This is a genomic window from Ramlibacter sp. Leaf400 (assembly GCF_001424545.1).
Lineage (GTDB): Bacteria > Pseudomonadota > Gammaproteobacteria > Burkholderiales > Burkholderiaceae_C > Ramlibacter.
In genome coordinates this window covers 539,850-564,743 of the sequence record NZ_LMQL01000010.1, presented here as the reverse complement: position 1 = coordinate 564,743, position 24,894 = coordinate 539,850, and the positions used below count along the sequence as shown (strand labels likewise).

At 72.8% G+C, this 24,894-nt stretch carries 7 protein-coding genes; 5 read left to right on the top strand and 2 right to left on the bottom strand.

The window, feature by feature from the left end; translation table 11 throughout:
* Nucleotide 1: 1 nt before the first annotated feature.
* Genes ASG30_RS13605 through ASG30_RS13590 form a run of 4 tightly spaced genes read left to right on the top strand, consistent with a single transcriptional unit; the run spans nt 2 to nt 21,620 of the window.
* A complete protein-coding gene (locus ASG30_RS13605) occupies nt 2-16,264 on the top strand; it encodes an Ig-like domain-containing protein (protein ID WP_055897436.1) in 16,263 nt (5,420 codons plus the stop codon).
* The gene (locus tag ASG30_RS13600) at nt 16,261-18,735 is read left to right on the top strand and encodes an ATP-binding protein (protein WP_055897432.1); all 2,475 of its coding nucleotides are present in this window, start codon (nt 16,261-16,263) and stop codon (nt 18,733-18,735) included. The genes ASG30_RS13605 and ASG30_RS13600 overlap by 4 nt, the downstream gene beginning before the upstream one ends.
* Before the next feature lie 10 nt (nt 18,736-18,745).
* A complete protein-coding gene (locus ASG30_RS13595; protein ID WP_055897430.1) occupies nt 18,746-20,677 on the top strand; it encodes a GGDEF/EAL domain-containing response regulator in 1,932 nt (643 codons plus the stop codon).
* Between the two features lie 4 nt (nt 20,678-20,681).
* A complete protein-coding gene (locus ASG30_RS13590) occupies nt 20,682-21,620 on the top strand; it encodes a serine hydrolase domain-containing protein (protein WP_055897427.1) in 939 nt (312 codons plus the stop codon).
* A gap of 27 nt (nt 21,621-21,647) precedes the next feature.
* Here ASG30_RS13590 and ASG30_RS13585 read toward each other — a convergent pair whose 3' ends face one another.
* Both ASG30_RS13585 and ASG30_RS13580 read right to left on the bottom strand, forming a co-directional pair.
* Nucleotides 21,648-21,857, bottom strand: a complete 210-nt coding sequence (locus ASG30_RS13585) for a hypothetical protein (protein WP_055897424.1) — start codon at nt 21,855-21,857, stop codon at nt 21,648-21,650.
* Between the two features lie 221 nt (nt 21,858-22,078).
* Complete coding sequence (locus tag ASG30_RS13580) at nt 22,079-22,522, bottom strand: universal stress protein (RefSeq protein WP_055897420.1); 444 nt, start codon at nt 22,520-22,522, stop codon at nt 22,079-22,081.
* Nucleotides 22,523-22,607: 85 nt separating this feature from the next.
* Here ASG30_RS13580 and ASG30_RS13575 point away from each other — a divergent pair, with 85 nt between their 5' ends.
* A complete protein-coding gene (locus ASG30_RS13575; protein WP_055897418.1) occupies nt 22,608-24,893 on the top strand; it encodes a heavy metal translocating P-type ATPase in 2,286 nt (761 codons plus the stop codon).
* Nucleotide 24,894 lies beyond the last annotated feature (1 nt).

The following is a 24,894-nucleotide window of genomic DNA, read 5'->3' as shown; positions in this document are numbered from 1 at the left end:
CATGATCCGCGGCTGGCTGGGAAGCAGGACACCCCCACGGCCCCGCCGGAGTGCTCCGCATGCCGAGTGGCTGGAGCCGCGCCTGCTGTACTCGGCCGACGCGGGCGCGCTGCTGGCGGCCACCACCGGCACCGAAGCCCCCGACAACCGCACGCTGGGCGAGGGCCTGGAGTACACCGCCACGGCCGCGGCCACGCCCACCGACACCGAGGTCCGCTCGGCCTACGCGCTGACGCCGCTGCAGTTCGAGGCCGACGCCGGCCAGCTGGGGGAGGGCGTGGACTTCGCCGCCTCGGGCATCGGCTACGCCGTGCGCCTGGGCGGCGGCGGCCAGGCCGAACTGCTGCTGGACGGCGCCGAGCAGCCGGTGCGGCTCGAACTCGTGGGCGCACGGGACGGCACGGCCGTCGGCGAGAACCTGCTGGCCACGCGCAGCAACCACCTGGTGGGCCAGGACGCGTCGCGGTGGATCACCGACATCGCCAACTACGGCAGCGTGCGCTACCAGGGCGTCTGGGACGGCATCGACATCCGCTACTACGGCAACCAGGACCAGCTGGAATACGACTTCCTGCTGGCGCCGGGCGCCGACGCCTCGCTGCTGCAGTTGCGCTTCCATGGCGTGGGCGACGTTCGGCTGGACCCCGGCGGCGACCTGGTGCTGAAGGTCGCCGGCACCGACCGGGAGATCCGCTTCCAGGCGCCCATCAGCTACCAGGAGGGTGCGCAGGGCCGGGAGAGCGTCGAGAGCCGCTACGTGCTGCAGCCGGACGGCACGGTCCGCATCGTGGTCGGGGCCTACGACACGAGCCGGGCGCTGGTGGTCGACCCGGTGCTCACGCACGCCAGCTACTTCGGCGAAGGCGGCGGCGAGACGGCGCTGGGCGTCGCCGTGGGGGCCGACGGGTCGGTCTACGTGACGGGGCACACCACGTCGACGACCGGCAGCTTCGGCAGCCGCGTGGGCGGCGGCGCCGACGGCAACGAGGCCTACGTCGCCAGGTTCAACGCCGACCTCACCAGCCTCATCTACGCCACCCGCATCGGCGGCAGCAACCAGGAGACCGGCACCGCCATCGCGGTGGACGCCGGCGGCAACGCCATCGTCACCGGCTGGACCCGGTCCACCGATTTCGTCGGCGTGACGGCGGCCAGCGACCAGGCCACGCGCAATGGCACGCAGGACGCCTTCGTGGTGAAGCTCAACGCCGCGGGCAACGGCCTGGTCTTCAGCACCTACTTCGGCGGCAGCGGCAACACCGACATCGGCGCCGGCGTGGCGGTCGGCGCCGACGGCACCCTCCACGTCGCCGGCACGGTCTCGGGCAGCTCGGACAACGCCTTCCTCAACAAGTACAGCGCCACCGGCACGGCGCTGGCCAAGCTGCAGTTCGGCGGCAGCGGCGACGACGGCGCCGCCGGCGTCGCCGTGGATGCCGCGGGCAACGTCTACGTGGCAGGCAATACGCTCTCCAGCGACCTCGCCATCACGGGCGGGGCGCAGACCACGCGTCCCGGCACGAACGACGGCTTCCTGGTCAAGTACGACGCGACCGGTGCGGTCGCCTATTCGACCTACATCGGGTGGACCAAGGCGGACACGGTCACCGGCGTCGCCGCCGACGACAGCGGCCGCGCCTACGTCATCGGCCGCACCAAGGACCCCAGCCAGGGCTTTCCCACCACGCCGGGCGCCTTCGCCACCACCGCCTACACGCATGAGACCGGCTTCCTGCGCATCTACGACACGGCGCTCACGGGGGCGGCGTCGCTGGAGTACTCCAGCTTCATCGGCGGCTCCCTCAATGCCGGCGGCGCCACGTCGGCCACGCTCACCGACAGCCCCACCGGCGTGGCCGTCTCGGGCGGCTACGTGGCCATCGTGGGCACCACCGACACCTCGAACTTCCCGACCACCCCCGATGCGGCCAGCCGCACCAACACGAGCGGCGCCACCGGTTTCCTGATCGTGCTCAAGCCCAAGGCCGGCGGCAGCAGCGACCTGGCCTACGGCACCTACTACGGCACCGGCCTGGCCATGGGCGGCGTCGCCTGGGGCACGGGCAACCGCATCTACCTGGTGGGCTCCACCACCGTCAACGGGCTGGCCACGGCCGATGGCTACAAGCCCGCCATCGGCAGCGGGGGCGACGGGCTGGTGGCGGTCTTCGCCGGCTTTCCCAACAGCGCGCCGGTGCTGGCCGGTCCGGTCAGCCTGCCAGCGCAGCTCGAGGACATCGCGGGGAACGGCACGCGCGTGGCCGACCTCGTGGCGGGGCACGTCACCGACGACGACGCCGGCTCGCAGCTGGGAATCGCGGTGACCGCCACGCCCAACGGCAGCATCGGCGGGACCTGGCAATTCAGCCTGGACGACGGAGCCACCTGGCTCTCGCTGAACGCGAACACCAACAACTCCCGTCTGCTCGGGCCCGACGCGCGCGTGCGCTTCCTCGGCACCCCCGGCGGCAACGTCAACGGCCCCATCCCCGGCTTCACCTTCCGCGCCTGGGACGGCAGCAGCGGCGTCCCCGGCGCCACCGCCTCCACGAGCGCCTCCGGGGGCACGACCGCGTTCAGCAGCACCAGCGTGACGGTGGACCTCACCATCACGCCGGTCAACGACGTTCCGGTCCGCTACAACGTCGGCACCGGCACCTTCGTCGCCGCGCCGGTCGACGTGACGGTGAACGAAGGCGCGGCCCTCGCGTCGCTCGGCCTGGGCGCCATGCAGTACATCACCGGCTACGCGCTGGACGAGTACACCGACCAGGCCCTGGGCTACTCGGTGGCGAGCGTGCCGGGTGCGGGCGTGGGCACCGTCTTCCTGGCGGACGGCATCACCGTGGTCACCGCCGGCACCAGCTACACGCTCGCGCAGATCCAGGGCATGCGCTTCCTGGCCGCCGCCGGCGTGCAGAACGCCGCCGGCACCTTCAGCTGGGTGGTCCAGGACGACGGCGGCACGGCCAACGGCGGCGTCGACAGCCTGCTGGAGTCCATCACCGTGCGGGTGCGCAACGTGGCCCCGGTGCTGAGCGGCGCCAATGCCATCCCCGCCGTCGCCGAGGACGCGCCCGGCAACGGCATCCGGGTCGCCGACCTGGTCCTGGGCAGGATCGTGGACCCGGGCAACTCTTTCGGCATCGCGGTCACCGCCGCGGCGGGTGGCAGCGCCGGCACCTGGCAGTACACCAGCAACGGTGGCATCAGCTGGACATCCCTGGCCGCTGCCACGTCCAGCAGCGCCGTCCTGCTGGAGACGGGGGGGCAGTGGCGGGTGCGCTTCAACCCGTCGGCCAACTGGAACGGCACGGCGCCCGCCTTCACCTTCCGCGCCTGGGACCGCAGCACGGGCACGGGCGGCGGCACGGCGGACACGACCCTCAATGGCGGCACCACGGCCTTCAGCGCGGCGACCGCCAGCGCCAGCGTGGTCGTGGGTGCGGTGAACGACGCGCCGGTGCGCACCGATGCGCCCGGCGTGCCGCTCGGCCCGCTGATCCTCCTGGACGGCACGCCGACGACCTCGCTCGGGCTGGCCGGCGTCACCGTGGGCGCGGGCGGCGGCACCGACGAGGCCGGGCAGTCCATCCTCGGCTACACCATCACGGCGCTGCCGTCCAGCCTGGGCACGACCTACCTGGCCGACGGCACCACGCCGGTGGTGCTGGGCGGCAGCTACACGCTGGCGCAGATCCAGGGCATGCAGTTCGCGTCGTACGGCATCGGCTCGCTGGGCACGCAGGCGTTCTCCTTCGCGGCCCGGGACAGCGGCGGCGTGGCCAGCGGCGGCGCCGACACGGCGACGTTCTCGGTGAACGTGGTCGTCAACCGCGCGCCGGTGCTCAATGGCGCCAACTCGCCGCTGACCGTCTACGAGGACTTCGACTGGACCTCCAACGTCCCGTCCGGCAACCCGCCGCCCTGGGCGACCTCCGCGCAGCGGGCCGGCGTGCTGGTGGCCGACATCATCGCGGGGCAGGTCTTCGACACCAGCGGCAGCCAGGGCGGCATCGCCGTCATCGGCACCACCGGCAGCGGCACCTGGCAGTACACGCTGGACGGCGGCACCACCTGGACCACGCTGGCGGGCCTGGGCAACACCGGCGCCCTGCAGCTGGCGGCCGACTCGCTCACGCGGGTGCGCTTCCTGCCGGGCACGGACTGGAACAGCACGCTCGGGACGGCCGGCATCACCTTCCGGGCCTGGGACCTCACCGTGGGCACGCCCGGCACGCTGGCGGACGTCTCGTACAACGGCGGGCCCTTCGCGTACAGCGCCGCCACCGCGACCTCGGTGGTCACGGTGGTGTCGCGCAACGACGCGCCGGTGGCCAGCAACACCGCAGGAGGAACGGTCGAGGAGGGCGCCGCCCCCGTGACGATGCTGGTGGCCGGCAGCTTCGCGCCCGGCCCGGCCACCGCCACCGACGAAGCCGGCCAGACGCTCACGTTCCGATTCACCACCCTCCCGAGCCGGGTCGAGATCCTGCTGGCCGACGGCGTTACGCCGGTGAGCCTGGGCACCGCCTACACGCTGGCGCAATTCCAGGGCATGGTCTTTCGCTCCGGCCCCGGCGCCACGCCGGGCGTGGCAACCGTGGGTTACGACGTGCAGGACAGCGGCGGCACCGACAACGGCGGCACCGACCGGTCGAGCCACACGCTCAGGCTCACGGTCACCAACCGGGCCCCGGTGCTCGCCGGCGCCAACCCGCTGGCGCCCGTCCTGGAGGACACCGCGGGCCCCGGCACGCTGGTGGCCGACCTGGTCGCGGGGCAGGTGAGCGATCCCACCGGCACGCGCGGCATCGCCGTGGGCGCCGTGGGCAACAGCCAGGGCAGCTGGCAGTACACCACGGACGGCGGCACCATCTGGACCGCCTTCGGCAGCCCGTCCGCCGGCAGCGCGCGGCTGCTGCTGGCCGACGCGCTGACCCGCGTGCGCTTCGTGCCCGCCACGGACTGGAACGGCACGGCCACCCTGGGGTTCGCGGCCTGGGACGGCACCTCGGGCAGCGCGGGCGGCCTGGGCGATTCGCGCATCGCCGGGGGCAGCACCGCCTTCAGCACGGCGACCGCCACCGCCAGCGTCACCGTCGTGCCGGTGAACGACGCGCCGGTGGGGGGCGTCGTCACCGACCTGGCCGTCGCCGAGGACAGCGGCAGCAGCTCGCTGGGCCTGGGCGCGGTGAGCTACGGCCCCGGCGGCGGCGCCGACGAGGCGGGGCAGGGCCTGGCCTTCACGCTGACCGCGCTGCCGCCGGTGGGCTTCGGCCGGATCACGCTGGCCGACGGCACCGACGTGGCCCTGGGCAGCTACACGCTGCAGGAACTGCGCGGCATGCGCTTCGTCACCGCGGGCAACGCGGTCGGCACGGCCAGTTTCGGCTTCCACGTCCGGGACGACGGCGGCGGCGCGACCGACACGCTGGTGCAGACCGTGCAGATCACGGTCAACCCCGTCAACGACCCGCCGGTGACCAACACCGATGCCGTCAACGCCACCGAGGACCAGCCCCTGGTGATCGCCCCCGGCACGCTGCTGGCCAACGACACCGACATCGACGGCGATGCGCTGACGCTCACCGGCGTCACCAGCGGAACCGGCGGGAGCGTGGCACTCTCGGGCGGCAACATCGTGTTCACGCCCGACGCCGACTTCAACGGCACGGCGACCTTCAGCTACACCGTCCGCGACCCCAGCGGCGCCCAGACCACCGGCACGGTGAACGTCACGGTGGCGCCCGCCAACGACGCGCCAGTGGCCAACGACGACAGCCTCACCGCCGGCCCGCTCACGCTGGCCATCGACACGGCCGCCCTGCTGGCCAACGATTTCGACCTGGAGGGCGATACCCTCACCGTCACCTCGGTCAGCGCCGCCTCCCACGCCACGGTGACCCTGCTCGGCAACACGGTGCTCTTCCTGGCCGACGTCCTCTACACGGGGCCGGCCAGCTTCGACTACACCGTGAGCGACGGCCGCGGCGGCTTCGCGACCGCGACGGTGCACGTCAACGTGGTCCTGCTGAACCAGGCGCCCACCGCGGGAGCCGACACCGTCGCGGCCACCGAGGACACGCCGCGCACCATCGCCGCCGCCACGCTGCTGGCGAACGACTCGGACCCGGACCTGTTCGACACGCTGTCCATCACCGGCGTCTCCGCGATCCTGGGCGGCACGGTCAGCCTCTCGGGCGGCACCATCACCTTCACGCCCGACGCCGACTTCAACGGCGCCGCCCGCTTCAACTACACGGTGAGCGACGGGCGCGGCGGCTCCGTCCTGGGAACGGTCACGGTCAACGTGGCGCCGGTGAACGACGCGCCGGAGATCGGCGCCGACACCGTCGCGGGCACCGAGGACCAGGTCCTCGTCCTCGCGCCGGCGGCGCTCCTGGGCAACGACAGCGACGCCGAGGGCGATGCGCTGACGATCACGGGCGTCGCCAGCCGCAGCGGCGGCACCGTCGCCCTCGTCGGCGGCAACGTCGTCTTCACGCCCACGGCGCACGCCACCGGCCCGGCCAGCTTCGACTACACCGTGTCCGACGGCCGCGGTGGCACCACGACGGGCACGGTCACCGTGGTGCTGGCGGCGGTGAACGACGCGCCCGCGGCGGCGGCCGACGCCTTCGCGGGCACCGAAGACCAGCCGCTGAGCCTGGATGCCTCCCAGCTGGTCGCCAACGACGGCGACCTGGACGGCGATGCCCTGGCCGTCACCGGCGTGGCCAACGGCTCGGGTGGCACGCTGTCGCTGTCGGGCACCACCATCGTCTTCACCCCGGCGGTGAACCACAACGGTCCCGCCACCTTCAGCTACACGGTGTCCGACGGCAAGGGCGGCACCGCGACCGGCGTCGTGACCGTGAACCTGGCGCCGGTGAACGACGCACCGGTGCCGACTGCCGACACCTTCACGACGGGCGAGGACGCGCCGCTCACCTTCACGCCGGCCGCGCTGCTGGGGAACGACACCGACGCCGAGGGCGACACCCTGTCGATCACCGGCGTCACGGCGCTGGCGGGCGGGGCGGTGCAGATCGTCGGCGGCAGCATCGTCTTCACCCCCGACGCCGACTTCAACGGGTCGGCCAGCTTCCGCTACACCGTGTCCGACGGCAACGGCGGCACGGCCACCGGCACCGTCACGGTGGTGGTGGCGCCAGCCAACGACGCGCCGGTGGCGCAGGACGACACGGTCACCGGCACCGAAGACCAGCTGGTGGTGATCACGCCGGCGATGCTGCTGGGCAACGACGGCGACCTGGACCTCGACACCCTGGGCATCGTGGGCCTCGCCAACGGCACCGGCGGCACGGTGGCGTTCTCCGGCGCGAACATCGTGTTCACGCCCGACGCCGACTTCGACGGCACGGCCAGCTTCCACTACACGGTGAGCGACGGCCAGGGCGGCACGTCCACGGGCACGGTGCTGGTGAGCCTGGCGCCGGTGAACGATGCCCCGCTGGGGCATGCCGACGTGCTGGCGGCCACGGAAGACACGCCGCTCGCCATCGACACGGCCACGCTGCTGGCCAACGACGACGACACGGAGAACGACACGCTGGCGATCACCGGCGTCGCCAATGCCTACGGCGGCGTGGTGTCCCTGTCGGGCACCACCATCGTCTTCACGCCCGACCCGGAGCACGCCGGCACGGCGGGCTTCACCTACACGGTGTCGGACGGGCGGGGCGGCTTATCCAGCGCCGGCGTGACCCTCGTCGTCGCGCCAGTGAACGACGCCCCCGTGGTGGTCGGCGAGACGGCCGCGACGAGCGAGGACGCGCCGCTCGTGTTCACGCCCGGCGCGCTGCTGGCCAACGACAGCGACGTCGAGGGCGACGTCCTGCAGATTTTGTCCGTCGCCGACGGCGTCGGCGGGCAGGTCAACATCGTCGGCGGCAACGTGGTGTTCACGCCCGACGTGGACTTCAGCGGCACCGCAAGCTTCAGCTACACCGTTTCGGACGGCAACGGCGGCACCGCCACGGCGCAGGTGACGGTGACCGTGGCCGCGGTGAACGATGCGCCGGTGGCCATGGACGACATGCTGGCCGGCGCCGAGGACACGCCCTTGGCGGTGGCGGCGGCCGACCTGCTTTCGAACGACAGCGACGCGGAGGGCCAGGGCCTCGCGATCACCGGCGTGACGGCCATCGCCGGCGGCAGCGTCACGCTCTCGGGCGGCACGATCAGCTTCACACCGGACGCGCACTTCAATGGCACGGCCCGCTTCAGCTACACCGTTTCGGACGGCAACGGCGGCCAGTCCACCGGCATCGTGACGATCAACCTGGCCGCGGTGGATGACGCACCGGTGGCCGTGGACGACACGCTGGCGGCCACCGAGGACCAGCCGCTGACGATCACGCCCGCCGTGCTGCTGGCCAACGACCGGGCGTTCGACGGCGAGACGCTGGCCCTCACCGGCGTGACTGCCGGGACCGGCGGCACGGTCGTGCTCGACGGCGGCAGCATCGTGTTCACGCCGGACGCCGGCTTCAACGGCACGGCCACGTTCAGCTACACCGTGGAGGACGGCGAGGGCGGCACGACGACCGCCACGGTCAGCGTCCAGTTGTCCGCGGTGAACGATGCGCCGGTGGCCGGCGCCGACGCGGTCGCGACCAGCGAGGACCAGGCGCTGACCCTGCTGCCGGGCGTGCTGCTGGCCAACGATTCGGACAGCGACGGCGGCGTCCTGTCGATCACGGGCGTCAGCGCGGTCAGCGGCGGCTCCGTCGCGCTGTCCGGCGGCAGCATCGTCTTCACGCCGACGGCCAACTTCCATGGCACGGCCAGCTTCACCTACACGCTGGTCGACGGGCAGGGGGGCACCACCACGGGCACCGTCACCGTGACCGTGGCCTCCGTCGACGATGCGACGGTGGTGGCGGCCGACACCGGTGGCAGCGCGGAGGACAACGCCGCCACGGGCAACGTGCTGGCCAACGATTCCGATGCCGATGACCTGCTGCAGGTGGCGGGCTTCAGCATCGGCGGGACCTCGTACGCCGCCGGCGCGACCGCGACGCTGGCCAGCGTCGGCAGCTTCACGCTGGCGGCCAATGGCGACTACACCTTCACGCCGGCGGCGAACTGGAACGGGTCGGCGCCCCAGGTCGACTACACCACGAGCACGGGCGCAGGCGGGACGCTGGACCTCACCGTGGGCGCGGTGGACGACGCCACGCTCGTGAACCCGGAAACGGCCGCGACGGCCGAGGACACGCCGGCCACCGGGAACGTGCTGGCCAACGACGTCGACGTCGACACGCCGCTGCAGGTGGCGACGTTCAGCATCGGCGGGACGAGCCACGCGGCCGGCTCCACGGTGGCGATCGCCAGCATCGGCAGCTTCACCCTTGGCGCCAGCGGCGATTACGTCTTCACGCCCATCGCGCATTGGAATGGCGCGGTCCCCCAAGTCACCTACATCACGAACACGGGCGCCAGCAGCACGCTGACTTTGACGGTCGACGCGGTCGACGATGCGACCGTCGCCGCCGCGGACGCGGTCGCCACCAACGAGGACACCGCTGCGACCGGCAACGTGCTGGCCAACGACAGCGACGCCGACGACGCGCTGCAGGTGGCCAGCTTCCAGCTCGGCGGCACCACGTACGCGGCCGGCGCCACGGCCACGATCGCGGGCGTGGGCAGCTTCACCCTGGGCGCGGATGGCGGTTTCACCTTCACGCCGCTGGCGGACTGGAGCGGCAGCGTCCCGCAGGTCAGCTACACGACCAGCACGGGCGCAACCAGCACGCTGGCCATTTCGGTGGCTGCGGTCGATGACGCCACGGTGGCGACGGCCGACACCCTGGTCGTCGATGAAGACACGGTGGCCACCGGCAACGTCCTGGCCAACGACACGGACGTCGACTCGGCGCCGGGCGTGGCCTCTTTCCAGGTGAGCGGCAGCACGTACGCCGCCGGCAGCACCGCGGCGCTCGCAGGCATCGGCAGCTTCACGCTGGGGGTGAACGGCGACTTCACTTTCACGCCGGTGGCCCACTGGAACGGAGTGCTTGCGCAAGTCAGCTACACGACCACCACCGGCGCCAGCAGCACGCTCGACATCGCCCTGGCGGCCATCGACGACGCCACGGTCGCCGCGGCCGACACGCTCATCGCCAACGAGGACACCGTCGCCACCGGCAACGTGCTCGCCAACGACAGCGATGCGGACGACCTGCTGCAGGTCACGGGGTTCAGCGTCGGCGGCACTGCCTACGCCGCCGGAGCGACGGCCAACCTGACGGGGGTCGGCAGCCTGACCCTGCGGGCCGATGGCAGCTACACCTTCACGCCGGTGGGCGACTGGAGCGGAACCGTTCCGCAGCTCACGTACGCCACTTCCACCGGCGCGACCGGCACGTTGACCGTCACGGTGGCGCCGATCGACGACGCGAGCGTGCTCGCGCCCGAGGCACCGGCCGTGGACGAGGACACGGTCGCGTCGGGCAACGTGCTGGCCAACGACACCGACGTCGACACGCCGCTGCAAGTGGCGAGCTTCAGCATCGGCGGGACGGGCCATGCAGCCGGCTCCACGGTGGCGATCGCCGGCATCGGCAGCTTCACCCTGGGCGCCAACGGCGATTACGTGTTCACGCCCATCGCGCATTGGAATGGCGCGGTCCCCCAAGTCACCTACATCACGAACACAGGCGCCAGCAGCACGCTGACTTTGACGGTCGACGCGGTCGACGATGCGACCGTCGTCACCGCCGACACGTTCTCTACGTCCGAGGACACCGCCGCGACCGGCAATGTCCTCGCCAACGACAGCGACGCCGACGGCGCGCTCCAGGTGGTCGCCTTCACCATCGGAGGCACGACCTACGCCGCCGGCGCCACGGCGAACCTGGCCGGGGTCGGCAGCTTCACCCTGGGATCGGACGGCGCCTTCAGCCTTGCGCCGATCCCCCATTGGAACGGTGCGGTCCCGCAGGTCAGCTACACGACCAGCACGGGCGTCAGCAGCACCCTCGACATCTCGGTCACCCCCGTCGACGACGTGACGGTCGCAGCGGCTGACACGCTGGTCGTCGACGAAGACACCGTCGCCCCGGGCAACGTGCTCGCCAACGACAGCGACGTCGACTCCCCGCTGCAGGTCGCCAGCTTCACCCTCGGAGGCACCACCCATGCCGCCGGCGCCACGGCCAGCCTGGCCGGCATCGGCAGCTTCACGCTCAGCCTGAACGGTGACTTCAGCTTCACGCCGGTCGCTCACTGGAACGGAACGCTTCCCCAGGTCAGCTACACGACCACCACCGGCGCCAGCAGCACGCTGGATGTCTCGATGACGGCCGTCGACGACGGAACCGTCCTGGCGGCCGACACGCTGGTCGTGAACGAGGACACGTCGGCCACGGGCAACGTGCTGGCCAACGACTCGGACGTGGACTCGGCGCTGTCGGTTGCTTCATTCGAGTTGAACGGAACCGTGTATGCCGCGGGCAGCACGGTGGCGCTGGCGGGCATCGGCTCGTTCTCGCTCGCCGCCACCGGGGATTACGTGTTCACGCCGGTGGCGGACTGGAACGGCAGCCTGCCGGTCGTCAGCTACGCCACCAGCACCGGTTCAACGAGCACGTTGGCCCTCACCATCGCCCCGGTGGACGACGCCACCGGGGTCGCCCCGGACACCCTGACCGTGGACGAGGACGACGTCGCCACCGGCAACGTGCTGGCCAACGACAGCGATGTGGACGATGCGCTCCAGGTGGTGGGGTTCAGCATCGGCGGCACTGCCTACGCGGCGGGGACGACGGCGAATCTCGCCGGGATCGGCGGCCTCACGGTGCGTGCCGACGGCAGCTACACCTTCACGCCGCTGGCGGACTGGAACGGGACGCTCGCGCCGATCACCTACACGACGACGACCGGCGCCAGCAGCACGTTGAGTGTCGCGGTGACCGCCGTCGACGACGCCAGCGTCCTCGCGCCCGAGGCACCGGCCGTGGACGAGGACACGGTCGCCACCGGCAACGTGCTGGCCAACGACACGGACGTCGATACGCCTCTGCAAGTGGCGACCTTCAGCATCGGCGGAACGACTCATGCCGCCGGGACCACGGTCGCGCTCGCCGGCGTCGGCAGCTTCACGCTGGGCGCCAACGGCGATTACGTCTTCACGCCCGCGGCCCACTGGAACGGCGCCGTCCCGCAGGTCACGTACACCACGACCACCGGCGCCAGCAGCACGCTGACCCTCACTGTCGATCCGGTGGATGACGCCACCCTCGTGACGGCCGATGCGGTGACGGTCACCGAGGACAGCCTCGCCACTGGCAACGTACTCACCAACGACAGCGATGCCGATGGCGCCCTCCAGGTGGCCAGCTTCACCATCGCAGGCACCACCTATGCCGCTGGCGCGACGGCGAGCCTGGCCGGGGTCGGAAGCTTCACGCTGGGATTGGATGGCGCCTTCAGCTTCACCCCGATCGGCCACTGGAACGGCACGGTCCCCCAGGTCAGCTACACGACCAGCACCGGCATCAGCAGCACCCTCGACATCTCGGTCACTTCCGTCGAGGACGCAAGCGTCGTGGTGGCCGACACCCTGGTCGTCGACGAGGACACGGTGGCGGTGGGCAACGTACTGGCCAACGACACGGACGTCGACTCCGTGCTGACGGTGGCCTCGTTCCAGGTGAACGGCACGGTCTACGCGGCGGGCGGCACGGCGACACTCGCGGGCATCGGCAGCTTCACGCTCGGCGTCAGCGGCGACTTCAGCTTCACGCCGGTGGCCCACTGGAACGGCACGCTGCCCCAGGTCACCTACACCACCACCACCGGCGCCAGCAGCACGCTCGACATCGCGGTGACGGCGGTCGAGGACCCCACGTCGGCGGCTGCCGACACGGTGCTCGTGAACGAGGACACCCCGGCCACCGGCAACGTCCTGGCCAACGACACGGACGCGGACTCGGCGCTCTCCGTGGCGTCGTTCGAATTGAACGGAACCGTGCATGCGGCCGGCAGCACCGCGACGATCGTCGGCGTCGGCAGCTTCACGCTGGGCGTGAATGGCGACTACGTGTTCATGCCCGCGACCCACTGGAACGGCAGCCTGCCCATCGTCAGCTACACCACCAGCACCGGTGCCACGAGCACGCTGGCCGTCACCGTCACGGCGGTCGACGACGCCACCGTGACCGCCGCGGACACCCTGACCGTGGACGAGGACACGATCGCCACTGGCAACGTGCTGGGCAATGACAGCGACTTCGACAATGTCCTGCAGGTGACGGGGTTCAGCGTCGGCGGCACCGCGTATGCCGCTGGGGCCACGGCCACCCTGGCCGGCCTGGGCAGCCTGAGCTTGCAGGCCGATGGCAGCTACACCTTCACGCCCGCGGGTGACTGGAACGGGACCGTTCCCCAGCTCACGTACACCACGTCAACGGGTGCGACCAGCACGCTGACCGTCACGGTCAACGCGGTCGACGATGCGACCGTCGTGGCTGCCGACGCGGTATCCACGGCCGAGGACGCCCCCGCCACGGGCAACGTGCTCACCAACGACAGCGACGTCGACTCCCCACTGCAGGTGGCCAGTTTCGTGGTCGCAGGCACCACCTACGCCGCCGGCGCCACGGCCAGCCTGGCCGGGGTCGGCAGCTTCACGCTCAGCCTGAACGGCGACTTCAGCTTCACGCCGGTGGCGCACTGGAACGGGACGCTCCCCCAGGTCACCTACACCACCACGACCGGCGCCAGCAGCACGCTCGACATCGCGGTGACGGCGGTCGAGGACCCCACGGTGGTGGCGGCCGACACCGGGATCGTGAACGAGGACACCCCGGCCACGGGCAACGTGCTGGCCAACGACACGGACGCGGATTCGGTGCTCTCGGTGGCCTCTTTCCAGGTGAACGGCACGGTGTTCGCGGCGGGCAGCACCGCGACGCTCGCTGGGGTCGGCGCGTTCACGCTGGCCGCGACGGGCGACTTCGTGTTCACGCCGGCATCGAACTGGAACGGCGCGGTCCCCCAGGTCAGCTACACCACCAGCACCGGTGCCACGGGCACGCTCGCCCTCACCGTCGCCGCGGTGGATGACGCCACCGTGGCCACCGCCGACACCGCCGCCGTTCCCGAAGACAGCCCCGCCACCGGCAACGTGCTCGCCAACGACAGCGACGCCGACGACCTTCTCCAGGTGGCGAGCTTCCGGATCGGCAGCACGACCTACGCCGCCGGCACCACCGCCACCCTGGCCGGCATCGGCAGCTTCACCCTGCACGCGAGCGGCGCGTACACCTTCACGCCGCTGGCCGACTGGAACGGCGCCGCGCCGCAGGTGGCCTACACCACCAGCACCGGCGCCGGCAGCACGCTCGACCTGGCCGTCACCCCGGTCAACGACGCCCCGGTGCGCACGTCGGCGGCGCCGGCACCGGTCATCGTGGTCGAAGGCAGCGGCGCGGTGTCGCTCGGCCTGGGCGGCCTGGGCTACGGCGTGGGCGGCGGCGCGGACGAGGCGACGCAGGCCATCCTGGTCACCGTGACCGGCCTGCCGTCCGGGCTGGGGACGTTGGTGCTCGCCGATGGCCGCACCCCGGTGGCCGCGGGCTCGAACTACACGCTGGCCGACCTGCGGGGCCTGCGGTTCCTGGCCTCGTCGTCGGTCAGCAGCGGGACCGGGCAGTTCAGCTTCTCGGTCCGCGACGACGGCCCCGGCCCCGCGGTGGCGCTGGGCGAGAGCATGGCCATCACCATCGTCAACCAGGCGCCCACCCTGGTTGGCGCCAACGCCTTGCCGTCCCTCGCCGAGGACGCGAGGGACAACGCCGGCATGCGCGTGGCCGACCTGGTCGCGGGCCAGGCCGCCGACCCGCTCGGCCGCGCCGGCATCGCCGTGATCGCGGCGCAGGGCAATGGCGGGCACTGGGAGTTCAGCCGCGACGGCGGCGCCCGCTGGTCGGCCTTCGTCAGCGTGGCGGCCCATGACGCCGAGCTCCTGGCCGCCGCCGCGAGGCTGCGTTTCGTGCCCGACGCCGACTGGAGCGGCGACGCGGGCGGCCTGGCCTTCCGGGCCTGGGACCTGAGCGGCGGAACCGCCGGCAGCACGCGCGCGGACACGCGGGTCAACGGCGGCAGTTCGGCCTTCAGCACCGGCGTCGCCTTCGCGGGCGTCACCGTGCAGGCCGTCAACGATGCCCCGGTGCGGCTGGATGGCGCGGCCCTGGAGGTCGCGGCGGGGGCCGGGGGCGGCACCACGCCGCTGGGGCTGGGGCTGCTGGCCTACGGCCCCGGCGGCGGCCTGGACGAGTCGAGCCAGACGCTGGCCGTGACGATCACCGCGCTGCCTCCACCGGAAGCCGGCACCGTGCTGCTGGCCGATGGCCGCACGGCGGTCGGACTCGGTGGCACCTACACGCTCGCCGATCTGCGCGGCATGCAGTTCGTCTCCGCGGCCGGGGCCCTGGACGGCTTCAGTGAGCTGGCCTGGACGGTGCGCGACGACGGCGGCACCGACGGTGGCGGGAGCGACCGTGTCCCGGGCGCCCTGCGCATCCGGGTCGGCACGGGTGCGGTGGATGCGCCCGTCGGCCCGCTGCCGAACGCCGGCGCCGTGCTGGAGCCGCCGTCGCTCGCGCCGGTGGTGCAACCGCCGTCGCCGGTCGCGCCCGCCGATCCGGTGGCCTCGCCGGGCCGCGTGCCGGCGGCGGGCGAGGGCGGCGACATCGCTGCCGCCCTGGCCGGCACCAACGTGCTGGGCGCGATCCGGGGCTTCGCGCCGGCGCAGCTGCAGGGCGGGGGCGATGTGGACCGCACGACCCCGCTGGTGCAGGTCGAACCCGGCCCGCTGGGCCTGGCCGACCTCGACTTCGCAGGCGACTTCCTGGTGACGGGCTTCGCCGGCCTCGAAAGCGACTTCACGCGGGTGTCGGCCGACCAGCTCCAGCAGGCGCTGCGCTCCGCGGCCTTCGTGGACGAACTGAACCGCCTGCGCCGGCAGCTGCAGGAGGAATTCGACCTGGACCGCAGCACCACCATCACCGTGGCCGGCCTCTCGCTGGGCGTCTCGCTGATCTACGTCCTCTGGCTGATCCGCGGCGGCGTGCTGGTGGCCAGCTACCTGTCCGCGCTGCCGGCCTGGCGCCTGCTCGACCCGCTGCCGGTGCTGGCGCGGTCCGCCGACGACGACCAGGACGAAGACGACGACGAGGCGCTGCCCCGCGCCGCGCCCACGCCGCCCGATCCCCTGCGAGGTTTCGCTTGAAGTTCCTCAACACCCGCACCTACATCGCGCTGGGCCTGGCGTCCATCGTCACCACCGTCCTGCTGGCGGCGTCCTTCCTCGGCCTGGTGCCCGACCGGCGCGCGGCCGTGCGGGCCGGCCACGTGGCGCTGGCCGAGGCGGTGGCGGCCAGCAGCGCCGCCTTCCTGAACAGTTCCGACCCGGCCCGGGTGCAGGAGCTGCTGCGCTTCATCCAGAGCCGCAACGACGACCTGGAGTCCATCGGCCTGCGCTCGCGAGAGGGCCGGCTGCTGCTGACGACCGGCGAGCACGCGCGCCACTGGGTCCCGGTGGAAAGCGGCCGCGCCAACGAATCGCAGATCCAGGTGGCGCTCTTCGCCGGCAACCAGCCCTGGGGCCAGCTCGAGATGCGCTTCGCGCCGCTGGGCGCGCCGGGCATCGCCGGCATCCTGCAGATGCCGCTGGTGCTGCTGCTGGCCTTCGCGGGCGGCCTGTGCCTGCTGTCCTTCCACGTCTACCTGCATCGGGTGCTGCGCCACCTGGACCCTTCGCGCGCCATCCCCTCGCGCGTGCGCTCGGCGTTCGACTCGCTGGCCGAAGGCCTGGTGGTGATCGACCAGCAGCAGAACGTGGTGCTGGCCAACGAGGCGCTCACCCGCCTGCTCGGCCGCGCGCACGAGCAGCTGATGGGCCGCCCGGTGGGGGAGATCGCGTGGCTGGATGCCGCCGGCCGTCCGCTGCAGCCCGACCACCACCCCTGGGCGGCCGCGCTGGCCAGCGGCAGCGTGGAGCACGACGTCTCGATGAAGCTGCGCGACGTGGAGGGCGTGGTCCGCAGCTTCGTCGTCAACTGCTCGCCGGTGCTGGCGCAGGGCGGCCGCGCCTCGGGCGTGCTGGTCAGCCTGAAGGACATCACGCAGCTGGAACGCAGCCAGGAGCAGCTGCGCGAGGCCCGCGACGAGGCCGAGGCGGCCAACCGCGCCAAGAGCGAGTTCCTGGCCAACATGAGCCACGAGATCCGCACCCCGATGAACGCCATCCTCGGCTTCACCGAGCTGCTGCGGCGCGGCTTCGGCCGCAACGAGGGCGAGTCGTCGCGCTACCTGGACACCATCCACCGCAGCGGCCGCCACCTGCTGGGCCTGATCAACGACATCCTCGACCTCTCCAAGGTCGAGGCCGGCCAGCTGGCGGTGGAGACGATCGCCTGCGCCCCGCACCAGGTGGTGCAGGGCGCGGTCGAGGAGCTGGGGCTCAAGGCCCGCGAGAAGGGCATAGGCCTGTCGCTGCGGCTGGAGACGCCGGTGCCCGAGAGCGTGCAGTCGGACCCCGCGCGCATCCGGCAGGTGGTGCTCAACCTGCTGAGCAACGCGATCAAGTTCACGGCGGCCGGGCAGGTCGAGGTGGTGCTGGCCCGCCACGGCGAGCGCTACACGGTGGCGGTGAACGACACCGGCATCGGCATCGACCCCGGGAAGATCGAGGCCATGTTCGACCCCTTCACCCAGGCGGACGCGTCGATCACGCGCCGCTTCGGCGGCACCGGCCTGGGGCTGGCGATCAGCCGCCGGCTGGCGCGTGCGCTGGGCGGCGACCTCACCGGCACCAGCCGGCCGGGGCAGGGCACGAGCATGGTCTTCAGTTTCGCCACCGGCGACCTGCAGGGCGTGCGGCTGCTCGACGCCTTCCAACTGGCCAGCGCGGCGCCCGCGCCGGTGGCGGGCCGGCGCCGCTGGCGCATCCCGCCCGCGCGGGTGCTGGTGGTGGACGACGGCGCCGAGAACCGCGAACTGGTGGCCCTGGTGCTGGCCGAGCAGGGCCTGTGGGTGGAGGAGGCGCAAAACGGCCAGGAGGCGCTCGACCGCCTGGCCGCCGCCAGCTTCGACCTGGTGCTGATGGACATGCAGATGCCGGTGATGGACGGCTTCGCGGCCACGCGCGAGCTGCGCCGCCGCGGCGCCGGCCTGCCGATCGTGGCCCTGACCGCCAATGCGATGAAGGGCTCGGAAGAGGAAGTGCTGCAGGCCGGCTGCACCGCCTACCTGGCCAAGCCGATCGACATCGACGCCCTGGTGCGGCAGGTGGCGCTGCTGCTGGGCGGTGTCCCCGAGGACGCGCCGGTGCCCGCGGCGGCGGCGCAGGCGGCACCGGCGTTGGACCTGGACATCGACCTGCAACCCCCGTCCGGGCGGATCCGCTCGCGCTTTGCCGACAACGCGAAATTCGCGCCGATCGTGGGCCGCTTCGCCGCGCGCCTGGCCGAGCAGCTCGGGCACGCCCGCACCGCGGCGGCGCAGGGCGACCTGGCCGAGGTCGAGCGCCTGGCGCACTGGCTGGCCGGCGCGGCCGGCACCGTGGGCTACGACGACTTCACGCCGCCCGCCCGCGAGCTGGAGGCGGCCGCCCGGGCCGGCGACGGCGCGGCGGCCGGCGAGGTCCTGCAGCAGCTGAACCGCATGGCCGGGCAGCTCGAGATTCCCGAACACCCCTAGAGAAGTACCCATGAACAAACCATTTTCCCAGTCGAACGATCCGGGCACGGTCCCTTCCAGCGAATGCCGCGAGTCGGAACTCGACGCCCTCGCGACGGTGCCCACGATGTTCGCGCCGGGCGACGACAGGCTGTCCCAGCAGGAGTTCGGCGCCCATTCGCGGCCGGCCCCGCTGGGGCCGCAGGGCGGCTCGATGGCCGGCCTGCCGGACTCGCTGATCATGATGGTCGACGACGAGATCCTGAACATCGAGATGACGCAGGCCTTCCTGCTGGAGGCCGGCTACCGCCACTTCGCCAGCACCGATGCGCCCGAGCTCGCGGTCGATGCCATGCGCGCGCAGCCGCCCGGCGTGCTGCTGCTGGACCTGAGCATGCCCAGGGTCAGCGGCCTGGACATCCTGGAAGCCATGGGCGCGGACCCCGTCCTGCGCCACGTGCCCGTGATCGTGCTGACCAGCAGCACCGACCCGCAGGTCAAGCTGAAGGCGCTCTCGATGGGCGCGATGGACTTCCTCTCCAAGCCGGTCGACCCGAGCGAGCTGGCCCTGCGCCTGCGCAACACGCTGACGGCCAGCGCCTACCGCGACTACCTGCGGCAGCACGATCCGCTGACCGGCCTGCCCAACAAGCAGCGCTTCCGCCAGGACGTGGCCCGGGTGCTGGCTTCCGCCCAGTCCGAGGGCCGCTCCGGCGCGCTGCTGCTGGTGGGCGTGGATGCGCTGGGCCGAGTCAACGACGCGCTCGGCCGCGCCAGCGGCGACAACGTGCTCAAGCGCATCGCCAAGCGCCTGGCCGCCTGCGTGCAGACCGAGGCGGGCGGCGAGCTCAGTTCCGCAGAAGGCGACCCGACGCTGTACCGGCTGGATGGCGACGAGTTCGCGGTGATCGTTCCCCACATCGACGGCACGCACAGCGCCGCCGCCTTCATCAACAAGCTGCTGGACGACGCGGCCGTGAGCTACCAGCGCCGCGACTCGCCCGAGCTGTTCGTGACCTGCAGCATCGGCGTGGTCGTGTTCCCCTCCGGCGGCAACCCGGAGCTGCTCGCCGGCAACGCGGGGCTGGCGCTGCGCCATGCCAAGCAGGCCGGATCGCACCGCTACGAATTCTTCTCGCCGCGGTTCACCGAGCTGGCGCAGAACCGGCTCGACCTGAGCGCCGAGCTGCGCCGCGCGATCGGGCGCGACGAGGTCGAGCTGCTCTTCGAGCCGCGCGTGGAGCTGGCCACGGGGCGCCTGCGCGCGGCCCAGGGCGTGCTGCGCTGGAAGCATGCGTCGGGCCGCGTGGTGGAGGGCGACGAGCTGATGGACCTGGCGCGGGCCTCCGAGATGAACGTCGCGCTGGTCGAGTGGGTGCTCGACCGGCTGCGCCAGAGCGTGCGCAACTGGCGCGGGGCGGGCCTGCACCCGGTGCCCGTCGGCATCGGGGCGTCGCTGGCGAACCTGCGGCTGGTGGAGCTGGGCCACCTGGTGTCCGCGGCCGTCGCCAGCGGGCTGGAGCCGCAGCAGCTCACGCTGGAACTGCAGCACCTCGGGGGCGACAGCCGCCTGGCCGAGCCCGACGCCAAGGCCATCGCGATGCTGCGCAAGAAGGGCGTGCGCCTGTCCCTGGACCGGTTCGGGTCGGTCACGTCGGTGGCCCACCTGCGCATGTTCCAGTGCGAGGAGATCAAGATCGATGCGTCCTTCGTGCAGCAGCTGGAGAAGGACGCCCGCACCCAGGCCATCCTGCTGGGCATGGGCGACCTGGCGCGGCGGCTGAACCTGGACTGCATCGCCCCCGGCGTGGGCAGTTCCCCGGCGCTCGCGTTCCTGCGCAAGAACGGCTGGCAGCAGGGGCAGGGGCGCCTCTTCGGCGAACCGCTGGCCGCGGTCCCCTTCGCGGCCCAGTGGCTCACGCGCACCGGCAAGCCGCAGCGGGCGGAACTTCCGCTGGGGTGAGGCGATGCTGACGCGCCGCGATTTCACCGCGCTGCTCGGCGCCACGCCGCTGGCCGCGGCCGCGCAGGCGCCGGCCGACGCCTTCGCCGGCCTGGACAAGCCGCTCGCGCAGCAGCTGACCGACATCCAGGGGGCGGTGGTCTTCCAGCGCGGACGGCCGGTCTTCGAGTACCACCGCGACGGCTCGCCGGAGGCCCTGCGCGACGTGCAGTCCGTGGTCAAGAGCGGGCTGGCGACGCTGGTCGGCATCGCGCTGGCGCAAGGGCACTTCGCCAGCGCCGACCAGCCGGTGGCCGCGCTGATGCCCGAGTGGACCCACCCCGATCCGCGCGCCGCCTCGATCACGCTGCGGCACCTCCTCGCGATGACGGCCGGCTTCGAATCCACGTCGGTGGGCGGCGTCGGCGGGTTCATGCCTGCCGCGCAGGGCTGGGCACGGCCGCTGGCCTCGGACCCGGGCAGCACCTTCCGCTACGACAACGCCAACGTGGCCCTGGTCTCGGCCCTGCTGGAGAAGGCGACGGGGATGCCGCTGGCCGAGTTCGGGCGCCGCCACCTGGGCGCGCCCCTCGGCATCGCGCCGGCCACCTTCGAGCGTTTCCGCATGCGGACGGTCGACATGGCCCGGCTGGGGCAGCTGTGGCTGCAGCAAGGACAGTGGGAGGGCCGGCAGCTGATGCCGGCGGCCTACGTGGCCGAGGCGACGCGGGCGCACACGGCGGGCGGCCCGCCGGTGGGGATGCCGTACGGCTTCATGTGGTGGATCGTCTCGCCGCGACCGCACATCTACATGGCCAGCGGCTATGGTGGCCAGCTGGTCTGGGTGGCGCCCGCGCAGGACGCCGTGGTCGCCGTCGCTTCGACGGTGTCGCCACAAAGCCAGCAGCGCGGCCACTCGGTCCAGTGGCTGCAACGGCACCTGGGGCCGGCGCTGCTTCGCTAGCGCGGCCCTGGCTGGCTGCTGGTCGGTCTAGACGGGCCGGAGGCTGCGCAGCTGGAACTGCAAGCTCGTCACCCGGCTGTGGAGAACATCCACGTTCCGCTCGGCTTCGCGGATGTCCCGCAGGGATCCCATCGCCCGGAGATGGTGTGCGCGCCGCAAGGCCTCGGCCTGCTCGGCCCGGGCCATCGCCAGTTCATCGCGCACTGCTTCGATTTCAATAGATTCGTCCACATGCATGGACGGAGGATTCTTCGCTGACTGGCGGGTCGCGGCAGTTACCTGGTGCCCCCAGGAGGTGACTTACGGAAACGGCCACCACCAAGCCTAGCTCGGCGGGACCGGCTCATTTTGGTGCGCGGCAGCGGCACCTGGGGGCCTACGGACGCCTGTGGGCCGCGCTGCCCATCAGCGTCCCCGCGAGGCCGGCAGCGCCGTGCGCACCCATGAGGATGTTTCCGTCAGCGCAACACCAGCACCGGCAGCGTGCCCTGCGTCAGCACGTTCTGGGTCTCGCTTCCCAGCAGCACGCGCTGCAGGCCCTTGCGTCCGTGCGAGGCCATCACGATCAGGTCGCACCTGTGCTTGCGCGCGGCGGCCAGCACCGATTCGGCCACGCGGTCGGAGCAGGTGACCGTGGCGCGGGCGGCCACCCCGGCGGCGCGCGCCGCATCGACCACCCGGTCCACCAGCGCGCGGCCGTGGTCGGCCCATTGCCGCTCGATCCGGGCCACGTCGTCCGCATCGAAGGTCGCGGCGCCTTCGAAGAAGTGGGTGGGGTAGCGCGGCACCACGTGCAGGGCCACCAGTTCGGCGCCGACCGACGCGGCCAGCGCGATGGCCGAACGCACGGCCCGGCGCGAGAGCCGGGAATCGTCGGTGGCGACCAGGATGCGTTGGTACATGCGGGGCAGCTTAGGCCGGCCGATGCGCCGCCGACTTGACCCAGCGCAAGTCCACACCGCGCGGCCGCCCCTAGCCTCGGGGTCCATGCAAGCTGCGCACCTCCTGCCCGCCGACCAGGCGCCCGCGCCCGGTCCCGACGCCGCCCTGGACGAGCGCGGGGTGTGGGAGGAGTTCAGCCGCCCGCTGCTGCAGGCCGCGCAGGCCGGGCTGTGGGAGTCCTACCTCGCCATCGAGGGCATGCACTGCGCCTCCTGCGCGCTCACCGTGGAGCAGGCGCTGGCCGGCGCGCCCGGCGTGCGCGAGGTCCGGGTCAACGGCTCGGCCCAGGTGGCGCGCGTGGTCTGGTCGCCGGGGGAGGGGCGGCCGTCGCAGTGGTGGCAGGCGCTGCGCCGCGCCGGCTATGGCGCGCTGCCGGCGGGCGACCAGCTGGCGGCGCTGCCGCGCGAGCGCGAGGCCCGCCGGCTGCTCTGGCGCTGGCTGGTGGCGGGCTTTTGCATGATGCAGGTGATGATGTACGCGACGCCCGCGTACATCGCGGGCCCGGGCGAACTGCCGGCCGATGCGCAGGCGCTGCTGCGCTGGGCCTCCTGGGTGTTGACGCTGCCGGTGGTGCTGTTCTCCTGCCGGCCGTTCTTCGCCTCGGCGCTGCGCGACCTGCGCCATGCCCGCGTGGGCATGGACGTGCCGGTGGCGCTGGGCATCGCCATCGCCTTTGGCGCCAGCACGGCCGGCACCTTCGATCCGGCCGGGCCGTTCGGCCGCGAGGTCTGGTTCGACTCGGTCACCATGTTCGTCTTCTTCCTGCTCTCCGGCCGACTGCTGGAGCAGCGGCTGCGCGACCGCACCGCCGGCGCGCTGCAGGCGCTGATGCGCCGGGTGCCCGCCACCGTGGAGCGGCGCCGCGAGGACGGCGGCTTCGAGCGCGTGGCGGTGCGGCGGCTGGCCGCCGGCGACGCCATCCGCGTGCTGCCGGGCGAGGCCTTCCCGGCCGACGGCGTGGTGCTGGAAGGCCGCAGCCGGGTCGACGAAGCCCTGCTCACCGGCGAATCGACGCCGCTCGCGCGGGCCCCTGGCCAGGCCGTGGTGGCGGGCAGCCACAACCTGGCGTCGCCGCTGCTGGTGCGGGTGCAGCGCACCGGCGACGCCACGCGCTACGCGGCCATCGTGGCGCTGATGGAGCAGGCCTCGGTGGACAAGCCGCGCCTGGCGCTGCTGGCCGACCGGATCGCGCGGCCTTTCCTGCTGGCCGTGCTGGCGGCGGCCGGTGCGGCCGCCTGGTGGTGGTGGCCGCAGGGCCCGTCGCAGGCCCTGGGCATCGCGGTCGCGGTGCTGATCGTCACCTGCCCCTGCGCGCTGTCGCTGGCCACGCCCACGGCCACGCTGGCGGCGGCCGGGGCGCTGGCGCGGCGGGGCATCCTGGTGCGGCGGCTGGAGGCGCTGGAGACCGGCGCCACCGTCGACACCGTCGTCTTCGACAAGACCGGCACGCTGACCACCGACCGGATGGGGGTGCTGGGCGTGCGCACGCGGCCCGGCGTCGAGGCTTCGCAGGCGCGCGCCCTGGCCGCCGCCCTGGCGCGGCATTCGCTGCACCCGGTGTCGCGGGCGCTCACCGCGGCGGGGCCGACCGCCGGCGTCGAGGTGTCCCACGTCGAGGAACTGGCGGGCCGCGGCCTGCGCGGCACCCTCGTGACCGGCGCCCGCCCGCGCGCGCTGCGCCTGGGCTCCGCCGCCCTCTGCGGCGTGCCGGACGACCGGGCCGGCGAACAGGTCCACCTGGCCGACGAACAGGGCTGGCTCGCCAGCTTCCGCCTGGACGAGACCTTGCGCGACGATGCCAGGGAGGCCGTCGCCCGCCTGCACCGCCAGCGCCTGGAGTTGCGGCTGCTCTCGGGCGACCGGCAGGAGGCCGTGCAGCGGCTGGCGCGGCGCGCCGGCATCGCCACCGCCACCGGCGAGCGCACGCCCGAGGACAAGCTCGCCGCCGTCCAGGCGCTGCAGGCCCAGGGCCACCGCGTGGCCATGGTCGGCGACGGCCTGAACGACGGACCCGTGCTCGCCCGGGCCGACCTGTCGCTCGCGATGGGGGAGGGCGCGCCGCTCGCGCAGGCCCAGGCCGACGTGGTGGTGCTGGGCGGCCGGCTCGACGCGGTGCCCACGCTGCTCGCGCAGGCCCGCCGCACGCGGCGCGTCGTGCGGCAGAACCTGGCCTGGGCGGCCGCCTACAACGCCGTCTGCGTGCCGCTGGCGCTGGCGGGCTGGATGCCGGCCTGGCTCGCGGGCCTGGGCATGGCCGCCAGTTCGCTGGCCGTGGTGCTCAACGCGGCCCGGCTGGCCTCGGTGCCCTCGGGTGCAAAGGCCGGGAGCTGAC